12 protein-coding genes are annotated in these 14,331 nt (G+C 59.4%); 7 read left to right on the top strand and 5 right to left on the bottom strand.

Annotated elements, in window-relative coordinates:
• Nucleotides 1–3 precede the first annotated feature (3 nt).
• Nucleotides 4–342 carry a gamma-glutamylcyclotransferase family protein gene (locus AB6B39_RS06640; RefSeq protein WP_284369460.1) on the bottom strand — a complete coding sequence of 113 codons (339 nt, stop codon included), beginning with the start codon at nt 340–342 and terminating at the stop codon, nt 4–6.
• 28 nt (nt 343–370) lie between these two features.
• Here AB6B39_RS06640 and AB6B39_RS06635 point away from each other — a divergent pair, with 28 nt between their 5' ends.
• The 3 genes from AB6B39_RS06635 to AB6B39_RS06625 all read left to right on the top strand — a co-directional run bounded on the left by AB6B39_RS06635 (nt 371) and on the right by AB6B39_RS06625 (nt 2,678).
• Nucleotides 371–1,039 carry a glutathione S-transferase family protein gene (locus AB6B39_RS06635; RefSeq protein WP_284369462.1) on the top strand — a complete coding sequence of 223 codons (669 nt, stop codon included), beginning with the start codon at nt 371–373 and terminating at the stop codon, nt 1,037–1,039.
• 99 nt (nt 1,040–1,138) lie between these two features.
• Complete coding sequence (locus tag AB6B39_RS06630; protein WP_284369464.1) at nt 1,139–1,531, top strand: hypothetical protein; 393 nt, start codon at nt 1,139–1,141, stop codon at nt 1,529–1,531.
• A 58-nt stretch (nt 1,532–1,589) separates the two neighbouring features.
• Nucleotides 1,590–2,678: a hypothetical protein gene (locus AB6B39_RS06625; RefSeq protein ID WP_284369466.1), complete on the top strand. Its 1,089-nt coding sequence runs from the start codon at nt 1,590–1,592 to the stop codon at nt 2,676–2,678.
• Between the two features lie 57 nt (nt 2,679–2,735).
• On the opposite strand, the gene AB6B39_RS06620 is transcribed toward AB6B39_RS06625, so the two are convergent.
• A complete protein-coding gene (locus tag AB6B39_RS06620) occupies nt 2,736–3,413 on the bottom strand; it encodes a hypothetical protein (protein ID WP_371398727.1) in 678 nt (225 codons plus the stop codon).
• A gap of 232 nt (nt 3,414–3,645) precedes the next feature.
• On the opposite strand from AB6B39_RS06620, the gene AB6B39_RS06615 reads away from it, so the two are divergent.
• Complete coding sequence (locus AB6B39_RS06615) at nt 3,646–4,032, top strand: STAS/SEC14 domain-containing protein (protein ID WP_284369470.1); 387 nt, start codon at nt 3,646–3,648, stop codon at nt 4,030–4,032.
• An 83-nt stretch (nt 4,033–4,115) separates the two neighbouring features.
• Here AB6B39_RS06615 and yghU read toward each other — a convergent pair whose 3' ends face one another.
• On the bottom strand, nt 4,116–4,964 hold the full coding sequence (gene yghU, locus AB6B39_RS06610; protein WP_284369472.1) for a glutathione-dependent disulfide-bond oxidoreductase: 849 nt from the start codon (nt 4,962–4,964) through the stop codon (nt 4,116–4,118).
• 168 nt (nt 4,965–5,132) lie between these two features.
• Nucleotides 5,133–5,723, bottom strand: a complete 591-nt coding sequence (locus tag AB6B39_RS06605) for a type 1 glutamine amidotransferase domain-containing protein (protein WP_284369473.1) — start codon at nt 5,721–5,723, stop codon at nt 5,133–5,135.
• A 248-nt stretch (nt 5,724–5,971) separates the two neighbouring features.
• Between AB6B39_RS06605 and pepN the strand changes: the two genes are divergently transcribed.
• The 3 genes from pepN to AB6B39_RS06590 all read left to right on the top strand — a co-directional run bounded on the left by pepN (nt 5,972) and on the right by AB6B39_RS06590 (nt 12,675).
• A complete protein-coding gene (gene pepN, locus AB6B39_RS06600; RefSeq protein ID WP_371398726.1) occupies nt 5,972–8,584 on the top strand; it encodes an aminopeptidase N in 2,613 nt (870 codons plus the stop codon).
• Between the two features lie 49 nt (nt 8,585–8,633).
• Nucleotides 8,634–9,368 (top strand): EAL domain-containing protein, encoded by a 735-nt coding sequence (locus AB6B39_RS06595; protein WP_284369477.1) that lies wholly within the window; start codon nt 8,634–8,636, stop codon nt 9,366–9,368.
• Nucleotides 9,369–9,933: 565 nt separating this feature from the next.
• Complete coding sequence (locus AB6B39_RS06590) at nt 9,934–12,675, top strand: PAS domain-containing sensor histidine kinase (protein ID WP_284369479.1); 2,742 nt, start codon at nt 9,934–9,936, stop codon at nt 12,673–12,675.
• On the opposite strand, the gene AB6B39_RS06585 is transcribed toward AB6B39_RS06590, so the two are convergent.
• Nucleotides 12,672–14,330, bottom strand: a complete 1,659-nt coding sequence (locus AB6B39_RS06585; protein ID WP_371398725.1) for an ATP-binding protein — start codon at nt 14,328–14,330, stop codon at nt 12,672–12,674. The two genes, AB6B39_RS06590 and AB6B39_RS06585, sit on opposite strands and share 4 nt — an antisense overlap.
• Nucleotide 14,331: the final 1 nt, after the last annotated feature.

Genomic DNA, 14,331 nt, shown 5'->3' with positions numbered 1-14,331 from the left:
TACTCAAGCCTGACGCGCTACATAAAGCCAGGCTTGCTGGCCGCTGGCGAGGGTGACGCGGGCGCGCACATAATCGTCGACCTCATAGGCGTCGGCGCGAGCGAGCTGTTCAGCCGTAAGCGCGAACACCATGCCGGCAACCCGGTCATCAGGGTCATCCGTTCTGTGCACGACGGGGTGAAAACATTCGCCGCTGAGCGCCAGAACGTCAGGGTCGGTGATTTCGATCATGTCGCGACGATAGCCGACCAGCGCATCCGCCCGGCCCGCGACCGTCTCGCCGAACGTGTCACGCTGCACGGCTGGGAGCTGTAGCGTGCCATAGGAAAAGAGATGTTCCATCGCCGTCCTGCTAGCCTATGATCCCAGCATGACACAATCATCTCCCATCGACCAGGCGACGCTCTATCACTATCCACTATCCCGTTCCGCGCGGGTCCGGATGCTGCTGATCGAGCTCGACATTCCGCATGAGGTGAGACGCGTGGACGTCGTGCGAGGCGAAGGCTTGAGTCCGGCCTTCATGGCGATCAACCCGAACCATGCCGTCCCTGTCCTGCAGCTTCGCTATTCGGACGGCTCGGAACAGACATTACTGGAAAGCGGGGCCATGATCATTCATCTGGCCGATCTGCATCCGCATGCCGAACTTATTCCCCCGATCAGCGATCCTGTCGCGCGCGGAGATGTGCTGCAGATGGTGGCCTTCAACGCGTCCCATCTAGATACGATCTTGTGGAATATCCGCCTACACCGGGATCTGTTTCCCAAAGCCGTCCGCAGCGAGGCCACGGTTCAGTTCAATATGGACAAGCTGGAGCGTGAAGTTCTTCCGCAACTGGAGGCGAGACTGTCCCGGCATGACTGGATCTGCGGCAACACTTTCACCGCCGCCGATTGCATCATGGCGCAGAATCTCGGCTGGATGCGATCCTACGGGATCGGCCGCAAAGGCGCGCTACGCGCTTACGCCAAGCGATTGCAGGCGCGCCCGAGCTGGCAGGAAGCCTATTCGGATATGCGCGAATTCGAACGCTGATCAGTCGCGATCGTGCTGTCCAAATCTTTCACATCTGAATCAATAATGTGACCGTTGCGGTTTCTTCGGTTCGGTGATCCGTCTAATGGCGCGCTGTTCATGCGCGTGAGTCTGCATATCGTCCGGCTAGTCGCCATTTTGGCAGTCTTTCTGCAAGCGGTCATGCCGCTGGCGCAAGCGCGGGCCGCTGCCAACGGCACACCCTTATCGTCGCTGATCTGTAACCCGTCCGGTCAGGCGCTGACTGCTTCGGCACAGGCCCAGATGGCCGCCCTGCTGGAAACGCTGGGCCAGAGCGAAGCGCCCGAACCCATGCCGGACTGCGAGCGCTGCGTCGTGCCGGGCGTAGCCATTCTTCAGTCTCTGCATTCAGGCGACCTGCGTCCAGCCTTTTCGCTTGCCGCCCATCAGCATCCCGCATCTGCCCGCGTCAGCATGCATAGAGTGCGTGGACCGCCCTGCGGCACCCGCGCACCACCCATTCTCGTTTGAACCTCCTGACTGAGCCATGACGGCTCACCCTCCTGTTCAAACGAAAGACTTTTACACCATGAAACACGCAACTTTGTGCGGGGCTGCCATGCTGGCAACCGCCCTGACGACCCCTGCCGTCGCCCATGAAGATGGTAGCGACGGACCCCATGCATCCGGGCATGCCCCGATCGGCGTCATGGCCGACCATCGCCACAAACAGGGCGAATGGATGCTGTCCTACCGCTTCATGACGATGGACATGTCCGGCAATCGCGACGGCACGAACCCGATCAATGCGCAAACCATCGCCACGTCAGTTCCCAACCGCTTTTTCGGCAATCCGATGCAGCCTCCAACCTTGCGGGTTGTGCCGACGCAAATGACCATGGACATGCATATGGTCGGCGGCATGTACGGCCTGTCGGACCGCGTCACGCTGATGGCGATGACGCACTATCTGTCCAATGACATGGACCATCTGACCTTCATGGGCGGAATGGGCACCATGATCCGGGGTGGGTTCACGACACAATCCGAAGGCTTCGGTGATTCCAGTGTCGCGGCCATCATCGGACTGGATGACGGCACACGCCCAGAGCGTCAGATCAATCTTAATGTCGGCCTGTCCATTCCGACCGGATCGAATGAAGAGACGGATCAGATTCTGACTCCCATGGGCGGAACGCCGAGCCCGCGATTGCCCTATCCGATGCAGCTGGGTACCGGGACCTGGGACCTGAAATCCGCCGTCACCGCCTTTGATCGGCGCGGCAGGATCGGTTTTGGTGCGCAAGCCGCGACCCGGCTTCCGCTGGGCAATAATGAAGAGGGCTATAAGCGTGGCAGCCGCATCGAAGGCACGGCCTGGCTGTCATACGAGCCCGATTACTGGGTGTCGTTTTCAACGCGGCTGAAAGCCGTCACGCAGGGCGACATCTCTGGTATGGATCCCGCCATCATGGCCCCGGTTCAGACAGCGGATCCGGATAATTTCGGCGGTGATACGGTTGCGCTCCTCTTCGGAGTCAATCTGGCTGGGCAGACAGGCGCGCTCAAAGGTCACCGGCTGGCGATCGAATATGGCGTGCCGCTCCACCGTGACCTGAACGGCCCGCAGCTGGAAACGGACTCCGCCCTGACACTGGGTTGGCAGACAGCTTTCTAGCGACAAAAAAGCCCCGGATTTCCGTCCGGGGCTTTTCATCAAGACTGCGTGCGGGCGCTAGAAGCGGCGCGTGATACCCAAAGTCACGACCGGGAAATATTTATAGTCCTCCGCGTCTTCTTCGATCAACTCGATCTCTTCGCGCAGCTCTGTCAGCAGGGCCGGGTCGGAGCTCAGCAATCCGTTGGCTGAGACGAGATTGACGTCGGCTGAGCCAACGAACATCACGCCGGCGCGCGCATTGAACGACCAACCGCCAATACTGCGGGCAAAATTGTCAAACGCGATGCCGGCATAGGGCGCGACATCATTGAATTCCGCCGTTCCGAGCAGAGAGCCGACTTGGGCGGGTGTGAACGTCGTGCCGCCGATGACGACATTATTGGCTGGGGTCGCAACCAGATCGGCTTCCTTCTTGCCGATATAAGCACCGCCGGACAGGTAGAACGGGCCACCGAACGGGGCGAAGTCGGCAAATGCACCGGCATTGGAAAGAGTGAAATCACCCTCATACTCGATGCCGTCACTCTCGATTTCGCCGGAAAACTCTGCAAAATTATAGGCACCGCGCAGCAGCAGCCGACCCGTTGGCAAGGGGTTGGCCTTGACTTCGGCAGCGACACCAGTCGTGCCGGCCGTCACGCCGACACCGACACCGGGCATCGATACGCAAGCTGTGCTCAGCAGGGCGCACACGGATGCCGTGACGGCAAGGCGGAACTGAGTTCGGTACATGGGGGTCTCCTTAAGGATCGCTCACACGCCGTCGGGCGCATGGAATTGCCCGCTCATAGGCGAGCGGCCTTACGGACGCGTTAAACGCCGTCATCGAATGTTCGATAATTTCGGCGCTCTCAATGGAGGGAACTGATCGGGAGGTTGAGAGTTAACAATTTTGGGAGTTTTTCGGAACAAGACCCGGTGTGTCTCGTTGGTCCTGTCTAACCACAGGAGACCAACCCCCTTTATGAATGATTTGAACACCGCCAACCTGAACGCCAAATTTGAAGACCCGCTCGTCCGGCTGAACGTGACGGGCCCTGCGACTACAGAAGAAATCGAGACCGCCATGAGTTGGTTCGATGAACTCGGCGAGGGGCAGGACGACTATCAGCTCTATCTGGAAATTCCAAAAATGAACTTCCCTGATCTGGGATCGGTCCGGCGGACCTTCCTGTCGCTTGCCAATATCATGCGCGGGCTCGACAGCTGCGAGAAGTGCGCCGTCGTGACAGACAGCCCATTTCTTCGTTCGACCGCCAAGATCGAAGGGACAGCGCTACCGCAGATGGAAGTGGACAGTTTCGGGATCGTCGAACTGGCTGAAGCCGAAGACTGGCTCGAAGCCGCCTGATCCGTTTTATAGATCGTGACAAAAAACCCGGCCTTGGAGCCGGGTTTTTCAATGGAGGCCGATTATCCAAGAGTGATTATCGCCTAAAGCTTCCCATCAAAGTCTGCCGCACTGTGACGCTCGGCAAGACCCTTATCGTCCCAAGTCCGGTTGACGAGCTGGCCGCGGCGGAAGGCCGGACGTTCCGCGAGCTGCTTCGCCCAGCGCAGAACATGTTCATAGCTTTCAACCTGCAGGAACTCGGCGGCATCATAGAGGATGCCGCGCGCCATTCCTCCATACCAGGGGTAAATGGCGAAGTCAGCGATCGTCAGAGTATCTCCGGCGATGAATTCATGCTCGGCAAGACGTTTGTCCAATACATCCATCTGGCGTTTGGTCTCCATCGCAAACCGGTCGATGGCATATTCGATCTTCATCGGCGCATAGGCGTAGAAATGTCCGAACCCGCCACCCAGATAGGGCGCGCTGCCGACCTGCCAGAACAACCAGGACAGACATTCCGCGCGCGCCGCCCGCTCCGTCGGCAGAAACCGGTCGAACTTCTCGGCGAGATAAGTCAGGATCGCCCCGGATTCGAAGATACGCACAGGCGGGTCCTCGGAGTGATCCATCAAGGCGGGGATCTTGCTGTTCGGATTGACTGCGACGAAACCGGATGAGAACTGATCGCCCTCCCCGATATTGATCAGCCAGGCATCATATTCGGCATCGCTAACGCCCGCCTCGAGCAACTCTTCGAGCATGATCGTCACTTTGACGCCGTTGGGCGTTCCGAGTGAATACAGCTGGAACGGGTGTTGCCCAACAGGGCGGTCCTTGTCGTGGGTCGCCCCGCTGACCGGACGGTTGATATTAGCAAAGCGCCCACCGCTTTCCTTATCCCAGGTCCAGACCTTGGCAGGTGTGTAGTCAGAGAGTGTTTGTGTCATGGAGAAATCCTCGTCATGGCGGGGTCCTAGCGGCGATGAGGCTCACATTCCAATCACACCGGGTTGAGGCAAGAAAAAAGCCGCTCCATCGCAAGGATGGAAGCGGCTTTCTCGACTGATGGTTTCAGCTTATTACATCTGACCTGTCAGCCCTATCGAGCGGATTGCTTATGCGGCGCGTTTGATCTCGCGCTGCCTGAAATCTCTCGTGAAGGTTCGTTCGTGACGGCCTTCATTGATTTCTTCGACCAACTTCCGGTTAAAGGCGGGAATGTCGGCCGGTTTACGGCTGGTCACGAAACCGTTGTCGGTCACAGTTTCGCTATCCGTCCAGCGGCCACCGGCGTTACGCATATCTGTCTGAATCGACGGATATGAGGTCAGCTCCCGACCTTCGATTACATCGGCCTCTGCGAGCAACCACGGCCCATGGCAGATCGCACCGATCGTTTTACCAGCTTCGGCAAACTCACGGACAATCCGGACAGCATCATCCTGCTGACGCAGCGTGTCGGGGTTTTTCAGACCGCCTGGAATGATCAGACCGTCATAATCGGCGACATTGACGTCGCCAAAGGTCAGTTCCGGCGTATATTCGCGTTGCTCCTCGCTATCGGCCTTGATCGGCTCGGTCTTCATCGAAGCGACATGAACGTCTGCGCCTTGATCGCGCATATATTCGAGCGGTTCGAAGAATTCCTCCTGCTGAAATCCGTCAGCAGCAATAATGAGAATTTTCTTTTCGTTTAAGTTTGACATGGTGTCTCCTATATTTGGAGTTCGACCGCGGCACACAGGTTAGAAGTGGTGAAACTTCAATCTGGTCAGGCGCACTATTGTCATCGCGGCGAGCTTTGTGCTCGTCTTGCCTAATCAATGGCTGCCACGCATTAACGTTCCAAAGAAACTGCATAAAAACAGAAACTTAAACCAGATTACATCAAGTGCGCGCGATTATCTTCGCCCACAACATTGCAGCATCGCCCATCCTCACGCATATCCTGCCCATGAAAACCGATGCTGCCCCCAAGCCGACCCGGCTGGAAGATTATACGCCATTTAATTTCGACCTGTCGGAGTCACGCTTCGACTTCAGGCTTGATCCCAGACAGACTACCGTCCGGTCCCTGCTGAGCCTGACCCGGACCGCACCGGGACCGCTCGTCCTGGACGGCGAGAATATCGATCTCGTCTCGGTCGAAATCGACGGACGGCTACTGAAACGAACGGCATACCGGGTCACGCAGACCCAGCTTATCCTCGATGACGTTCCTGATCAGTTCGCCCTGAACATCACGACGCGCTGCGATCCCAGTGCCAATACGACCTTGATGGGCCTGTATGTGTCGGGTGGACGGTTCTGCACGCAATGCGAAGCGGAGGGCTTTCGCCGCATCACCTACTATCCCGACAGACCGGATGTGATGAGCGAGTTCACGGTTCTAATCGATGCCGACAAGGCCGCCTATCCGACCCTGCTGGCCAATGGCAACATGATCGAAGCAGGCGATATTGACGGCGGGCGGCATTACGCGATCTGGCACGACCCCTTCCCTAAACCCTGCTATCTTTTCGCGCTGGTCGCGGGTGAGTTCGATCGGCTGGATGACAGTTTCATCACCATGAACGGGCGCACCATTCCGCTCGAAATCTATGTCGATCCCGGCGACGCGCCCAAGGCCGCCTACGCCATGGACAGTCTGAAACGGTCGATGGCGTGGGACGAGCGCGCCTTTGGTCGCGAATATGATCTCGACCGGTTCATGATCGTCGCCGTTCGCGATTTCAATTTCGGCGCGATGGAGAATAAGGGGCTAAATATCTTCAACTCCTCGCTACTGCTGGCTGATGCGCAGACAGCGACCGATCTGAATTTCGAACGGATTGAGAGCGTTGTCGCGCACGAATACTTCCATAACTGGACCGGCAACCGCATCACTTGCCGCGACTGGTTCCAGCTCTGCCTGAAAGAAGGCTTTACCGTCTTTCGCGATCAGGAATTTTCCGCCGACCAGCGCGGCGCTGCGGTTCAGCGCATCAAGGACGTCCGGGCCCTTCGCGCGCGACAGTTCGCCGAAGATAATGGCCCCTTGGCCCATCCTGTGCGTCCGACGGAATATCTGAAGATCGACAATTTCTACACGGCCACCATTTACGAAAAGGGTGCGGAGCTGATCCGCATGCTCAAGACATGGCTCGGCGACGCGACCTTCCGCAAAGGCTGCGACATCTATTTCGACCAACTCGATGGGACCGCGGCCACGGTCGAACAGTTCATCGCCTGTTTCGAGGCGGCGTCCGGCGAAGACATGCATCCCTTCATGCAATGGTACCATCAGGCCGGAACGCCGCGGCTGACGGTCGAACGGCACCAGACCCCGACCAGTCCCGTCATCAGTCAGGTCGTGAGCTTTTCACAGATGACGCCGCCGACCCCGGGGCAGGCCGACAAGGCGCCTCTGATGATCCCGATCCGCTGGCAGGCGATCGGCGATGACGGCCCGCTGATGGATCCGCAGCTGACTGTCATGACCACGGATACGCAAACCGTTTCCTATCCACGTTTCGACGTGCCGCATTCGCTGTCCATCATGCAGGGTTTCTCCGCACCGGCAATTCTGCGTTCCGATGCCACGACGGAGGATCTGATCCGCCTGATGGGACAGGATCCCGATGCGTTCAATCGCTGGGAGGCGGGCCAAACTCTGGCGAGACGTCTGCTGGTCGATTGTGCCCGCGCTCTGGAATCCGGCACGATGCCGGAACCAGACCCGGCGCTGGGCGCATTTTTCGGCGCACTCGGCAAGACCTTGCGCGATGACAGTTTCGATGATGCGTTCAAGGCCTTGGTCCTGACCCAGCCGACCGGAATGGAAGTTCTCATGGCGGCTGCGCCAATTGACCCCATCGCCGTCAGCGAGGCCGGGGACTGGCTCGCCCGCGCCGTCGCGGACGGGCTGCGGAACGATCTCTTGCAGACCTATGCAGCCATGAAGGATAGCGGGCCGTTTTCGCCGGACGCCGCTTCGGCAGGGCGTCGCGCCTTGAAAGGTCGTTGCCTGTCCCTGCTGGCGGCGCGGTTCGATCCGCTGGCGGCATCACTCGCCGCGCAGCAACTGGACGACGCCACCAATATGACAGATGAGATCGGCGCACTGATCACCCTGTCGCGACTGGGCGGACAACGGGTTGAAAGTTCGATGGAGAGCTTCTTCGAGAAGTGGAAGGATCAGCCGCTCGTCCTCGATAAATACTATTCGGTGCAAGCCATGCGACACCACGCGGACGGCATTCATGCCATCATCCGTCTGGCGGAAACACCGACCTATGAACGCAGCAACCCGAACCGGGTGCGCGCCCTTGTCGGCGGGTTTGCCATGGGCAATGTTCGCCTCTTCCACCGGCTGGACGGGTCGGGTTATCGCTTCTTCGCCGATCAGGTGCTGGATATGGATGGGCGCAATCCGTCCGTAGCCGCTCGCCTGCTGGGGGCGTTCGAAATCTGGCGCAAGCTGGACGCCAAACGCCAGCAACTGATCCGCGATCAGCTGGACAGGATCATCGCGACCCGACCCAGCAAGAACGTGCTTGAAATCGCGCAGCGGATGCGCGGCGCCTGACAGGCTTGCGTTCACTCCATCTTAGCGCCTCGCCGCTAAGGCGTTGGCCATGAATGTCCTGACAAACGTCCTGACGGCGGCCGGTTTCCGTGAACACGTATCCGAACAGCGCTATACCGTCATGCGCCAGCCGATCATCGATCTGGCGGATGGTCACATCCATCATTATGAATGGCTGGTCCGGTTTGAAGGTCAGGGAACGGAGGGCGTTCTGCGCCCTGCCGAAATTTCGGGTGTCATTCGCGATCTGGATCTGTCCATGCTCGCACAGGCCATACTTGTCCTGAACAAGGATCCGGACGGGGCTGGAATTGCCATCAACCTGTCCGGCGCGTCCGTTGACCGGGAAACCTTCAAACCGTCCGTCATGGCCTGCTTAACGGCCCTCGAAGCATCACCGTCGCAGTTGGTAATCGAGCTGACGGAAAGCTGGGACATGGACCGGCTCGATCTCGCCGAAAGCCTGATCACGGAATTGAAACAGCGCGGCCATCCTGTTTGTCTCGACGATGTCGGCGCAGGCGCGGCATCGATCCGTTATCTACGCGCCCTGCCCGCCAACTGGCTCAAGATCGACGGTCAGTTCGTCGTCGCCGCCTATGAGAATGCGCGGGACCGGGCCATATTGAAGGCCTTGCTGACCTTGCGCGAGCCCTTGGACGTCAAATTCATCGCAGAAGGAATCGAGACCAAGGAGTTGCTCGATTTCGTGAGCCGGCTGGGTATCGATGCGGCGCAAGGCTACGCGCTGGGCAAGCCCGAGCCAGAAACCCGGATCGCCTAGCCCGTTCCGGTCGGTAAAGGCCGATAAAAGCTGCAAATTTTGCACGTGTTACCACACTGTTAACCCTAATTTGGTTCGACAGTCCGGATGCTGCCCGTTACCCCTTTAAGGGTGATTCGGAAGGGGGAGGCCGGAAAGACCGAACATGGCGGCCAACCGCACATATCCTGTACCTGCACCGGGTAGCGAACCCTACGCACCAGCCTATGCGGCTCCGGATGCGAGCGCTGGTCCTCAAGCAGGACCCCAACCCGTGGTGCAAGCCGTGGCTCAGCCCGCACCCGGGCCTGTCGAATATGTTCCGCAATCAGCACCCGCCCAAGCGCCAAATCCGCCGCAAGCCTACGCCCAGCCTCAGATAGCGACGCAACACCAGAATCAGCCTCAGTCACACGCTCAGCCTCAGTCACACGCTCAGCCCCAGCCATATCCAAGCGCGCCCACACAGGTTGCACCGACGCAACCCCTGTTCCAGCCCGCCTACCCTCCGACGCAGTCCTATCAGCCGCCAGCAACGCAACAGCCTGCGCAGCCTCCTTTTCCTCATGCTGCGGGCGCGCCGCCCATGCGAACACCGCCAGGTGCGCCTCAGAGTGCCCTCCAGAGTTCGCCGCAGCTTCAACAGCCCGCTGCGCGCGGGCCTGCCTACGTGCCGTCCGCACGCCAGACACCGCCTCTGCCGCCGGAGAACCCCGTTTCTTTGGAAACAGCGGACACGACCAGGAAGCGGGGGCTGTCAGGCCGTCTTGCCGGAGATGACATCAAGCGGCCCGTTCTGGCCGGCTTGGCCTTCCTGATCCTGATCGCGGTGCTCTTCACAACCAAGACGATGAGCGATTATCGCCAGCATAATAGTGCTGTGATCGAAACCTTTACGACGGACCTGACGGCCCGCGCCCGCAGCGTATCTCGCACCATCGATGCACAGACCGCCGTCATGTCGTTGGCGCTGTCGGTCACGCGCGACCCGTCCCTGATCGCACCTCTGGCACGCCAGAATGACGCTGTGCGCGGGATCGCCGTCCTGAACGGACAGAACCAGATCCTGGCCGAAACGGACGGGGCTGGTCCCGCCCTGGCCCAGATCGACTTGGCCGGAATTGGCGACGGTCAGACGCGGATCGCCTCGCTGATCCAACCCGAAACGGGTGAGACCACACCAGTCATCGTGCAGCGCGCACAAGACCTCTACCTTCTGGCTGCGCTCAATCCGGGCGCTCTGATCGGGACCCGAAATCCGGAAACTGCGCTGGTTCTGTCGAATGGACGGATCATCGATGCGCCGCCCGCCATTGGACGCGCCGGAGCCTATTCGCATTTCGAACTGACCCCTGCCAACATGGCGCGGTTTGCACAGCTGGATCAACCCGAGCTCCTGCAGACACGCGCCGGTGAAGTGCCCGTCTGGCTCGGTGCCGTTCCAGTTCCGAAGTCAGGTGGCTCCATGCTGCTGCTCGATCGGCAAGACCGCTCCATGCCCGGCTTCCTGGCCCAGAATATCATCATGTTTGGATTGCTCGTGGCCGGCATTCTGTGGCTCGGCTGGATGTTGATCAGTCGCCTGTCCAGCCAGCTGAAAATCATGCGGACCCAGAATATGGAAGAGGAAATCGCCCGGCAGCGTTTTCGCGCGGCCATGGATGGATCGGGCGGCGGAATCTGGGAGATCGACCTGTCGCGCAACACCGCTTTCGTCAGCGCGTCTCTGGCCAAGCTGATCGGTATGGAAGAGTGCGATGCCACCATTTCTCTGCCGCAGTTCCTGGGGTTGTTCGAACCGGCTGATCGCGACAGGCTCTATAATACGATACGGCGCGCCCATGTGACGGGTGCCTTCGATCTCGATCTGGCTCTCGCGCAGCTTCCGCTTTTTGTGTCCTGCCGCGGCGTTCCGTCGACCCGTGGCAGCGACCGCGCCAAAGTCATCATCGGCATGGCACTGGATGTGACCGAGGCGCGGGGCACGCAAGTGCGTCTGAAGGCCGCCGAAGCGCGCCTGTTCGATGCACTGCGGTCCATGAACGACAGTTTCGTGATCTGGGACCAAATGGATCGGCTCGTGCTGTGGAACCGCAAGTTCGAGGACTTTTTCGGCTTCCAGAACGGCAATTTGCAGGTCGGCATGGATTACGCCGTCGTCGAACATTATTCCAATCAGGTTGTCGAAACGGTGCAGGAATTGGCGGATGGAACCGGACGGGAGATCAAGCTCAATGACGGGCGCTGGCTGCGCTACCTGGAAACGGAAACCGTCGATGGCGGCCGTGTTTCGATCGGGACGGACGTCACGGCCATTCGCTCGCGCGAGTCGGAACTCGAAGCCAATCGCGACCGCCTGCAATCGACCATCAACATTCTGCGTGAATCCCAGACGCGGATTGTCGAACTGGCGGAGAATTACGAGCAGGAGAAAATCCGCGCCGAAGAAGCCAGCCAGTCCAAATCCGAGTTCCTGGCGAATATGAGCCACGAGCTCCGCACGCCCCTCAATGCCATTAACGGCTTTTCCGACATCATGAAAAAGGAAATGTTCGGCCCGCTCGGCGATCCGCGCTACCGCGAATATATTGCCGACATTCTATTCTCCGGACAGCATCTGCTCAGCCTGATCAACGACATTCTGGACATGTCGAAGATTGAAGCCGGTAAGATGACATTGAACGTGGAAACCCTGTCCATCTCTGACATGATCACGCAGGTCATGCGGATCGTCCGGGGGCGCGCCGACGAAAATCGCCTTAAGCTGATCCATGAAGATATCGACGCGCACGACATTCAGGCCGACCCGCGCGCCGTCAAGCAGGTACTGCTGAACTTGGCGACTAATGCGATCAAATTTACGCCCGAAGGCGGCACGGTCACGATAACCGTCGACGCCAAGGCGACAGGCGTAATCATTCACGTCACCGACACCGGTATCGGCATTTCCGAAGAGGATATTGCCCGTCTCGCACAGCCATTCGAGCAAATCGACAGCCAGCATTCACGCCAGCACGAAGGCACCGGACTTGGTCTGGCCCTGTCCAAATCGCTGGTCGAACTGCATGGCGGCAACTTCAGCATCGCCTCGAAGTTGGGCGAAGGTACGACCGTGACCTTCACTTTGCCGAACGAGCCGATCGTCAAGGAGGCTGTGACCGAAGACAGAGAAGTTGGCGACGAGATTACGCGTCTGGCGCAGGATATCGCCAATGTTCTCGGTCAAGGCGATACGGCCCCGGCTGCACCGCTGCCCCAGCCCGCCATGAACCCACCAATGGACCCAGCCGCACCCGCGCAGCAGCCCATCAGCTCCGCGCCTGTTTAAGTCGAACCGTCCTTGGGTGCCGGGCTGTCAGATTTCCGGGGCGATCTGACCCGCGGGAAGATCAACGAAACTTTCAATCCCGGACGCCCGGCGTCATCTTCGTCCCCGTCCATTACGGCCTGCGATCCGAGCCCGTCATCCATCGTAAATTCGGCCTGATGCAGTTCGGCAACCGCATCGACCAAGGCCAGCCCCAGACCCGAGCCTGGTAGGGTACGGCTTTTATCCAGCCGGACGAAACGTTCCTTAACCCGTTCCCGGTCGAACATGGGAATGCCCGGACCATCATCAGCAACCGCGATCCGCACACGTCCTTTCTGACCTTTGGTGGCAGACAGGTAAATGCGCGACCCCCCGCCACCGCCCGCATATTTGATGGCATTTTCGACCAGATTGGACACGGCCTGCGAAAGCAGCCCCCGATCCGCCATGATATTCAGCCCGTCAGCAATATCATGGGTAAAACGTAGCCCGGCATCTTCGCAGGCGGGTTCATAGAGTTCGGCCAGATCGTCCAGAATGGGTTTCGGATCGAGCGGCTTGAGCAGTTCGCGGCGCTCGCCGGCTTCGAGCCGGGCGATCCGCAGCACGGAGTCGAACGTGCCGAGCAACTGGTCCGCGTCGCCCGCCGCTGCAAACAAAACATCGGCTTCGGGACTGTCGCCGGCCTCGACAGCCGCCGTTTCCAGCCGGGTGCGCAGGCGCGTCAGCGGCGTGCGCAGATCATGCGCGACCGAGTTGCCCGCATAGCGCATGGCCTGCATCAACCGGTCGATATGATCGAGCATGCCGTTCAAATGCTCTGCCAGCCGATCCATCTCATCTTCAGAATAGGTGCGCGGCGCACGCCGATCCAGATGCCCGGCCTGCACATCGGTCGCGAGCTTGTTCAACCCGTCGACACGACGCGCAAAGCGGCGCGCGACGAAGATGGAGGAGAAAATACCCATAATCAGCGCAATCAGCGAGGACGTTGTCATGGCCCGTCGCATGCGCTCCCCCGTGCGCATGATGTTTTCGATATCACGCCCGACAAAGAGCATGCCGACACGCACATCGTCTTCCCAGATCGCATGACCGACCGCGACGATGCGGCGCTCCTCGACCTCACCCGTATCGGGGTTCTCGACAGCGGCGATAGCCTGTTCCCAGATCAGATTGCGGGAGTCGAACTCTGACAGTTCCGGAGCGTTGATCCCCAGACGCTGAATTTCCTCGGTAACGAGTTTACCAACAGCGGCCCCCTTGAAAACGAACATGGAATAGATGTCGGGGGAAACATCGCGGAGCGTCACCACACGGGAGAGGGTTTCACGCGCCCCACCATCATAAACGTCCCGCACGATCGGAGTTTGCTCGGTCGCATCTGCCGGAATGACACCGTTGCGCTGCGCCGCTTGCAACGCGTTTTCGCCGCCACGCGCAAAAAGCCGTTCCAGTTCCGTCAGGTCGTCCCGAAGACCGGCTTCGAGACGTCGCTGTTCAGAGGACACGATCTGGTCATAGACAATCAACTGCGCGACCAGCAGCGACCCACCAAACAGAAGCGCCCCGACCAAGGCCAGCCGGAACACCGTATTTTTGAGCAGCCGACCAAGCGTCTCGGCCAGATCACCGAGCGGTTGAACATCCTTGGATTTGGTGCCGGCCGGCAAG

This window comes from Algimonas porphyrae, from assembly GCF_041429795.1.
GTDB classification, from domain to species: Bacteria; Pseudomonadota; Alphaproteobacteria; order Caulobacterales; family Maricaulaceae; genus Litorimonas; species Litorimonas porphyrae.
Note: the sequence above shows the minus strand (reverse complement) of the source record. Positions and strands in the feature narration are given on the sequence as shown.

What these genes read in the sequence shown, in the direction of transcription:
- AB6B39_RS06620 (WP_371398727.1), bottom strand. Translation starts at nt 3,413, where the DNA reads ATGTACCGAACTCAGTTCCGCCTTGCCGTCACGGCATCCGTGTGCGCC.
- yghU (WP_284369472.1), bottom strand. Translation starts at nt 4,964, where the DNA reads ATGACACAAACACTCTCTGACTACACACCTGCCAAGGTCTGGACCTGG.
- AB6B39_RS06595 (WP_284369477.1), top strand. Translation starts at nt 8,634, where the DNA reads ATGAATGTCCTGACAAACGTCCTGACGGCGGCCGGTTTCCGTGAACAC.
- AB6B39_RS06590 (WP_284369479.1), top strand. Translation starts at nt 9,934, where the DNA reads ATGCGAACACCGCCAGGTGCGCCTCAGAGTGCCCTCCAGAGTTCGCCG.
- AB6B39_RS06630 (WP_284369464.1), top strand. Translation starts at nt 1,139, where the DNA reads ATGCGCGTGAGTCTGCATATCGTCCGGCTAGTCGCCATTTTGGCAGTC.
- AB6B39_RS06615 (WP_284369470.1), top strand. Translation starts at nt 3,646, where the DNA reads ATGAATGATTTGAACACCGCCAACCTGAACGCCAAATTTGAAGACCCG.
- AB6B39_RS06635 (WP_284369462.1), top strand. Translation starts at nt 371, where the DNA reads ATGACACAATCATCTCCCATCGACCAGGCGACGCTCTATCACTATCCA.
- AB6B39_RS06640 (WP_284369460.1), bottom strand. Translation starts at nt 342, where the DNA reads ATGGAACATCTCTTTTCCTATGGCACGCTACAGCTCCCAGCCGTGCAG.
- AB6B39_RS06625 (WP_284369466.1), top strand. Translation starts at nt 1,590, where the DNA reads ATGAAACACGCAACTTTGTGCGGGGCTGCCATGCTGGCAACCGCCCTG.
- pepN (WP_371398726.1), top strand. Translation starts at nt 5,972, where the DNA reads ATGAAAACCGATGCTGCCCCCAAGCCGACCCGGCTGGAAGATTATACG.
- AB6B39_RS06605 (WP_284369473.1), bottom strand. Translation starts at nt 5,723, where the DNA reads ATGTCAAACTTAAACGAAAAGAAAATTCTCATTATTGCTGCTGACGGA.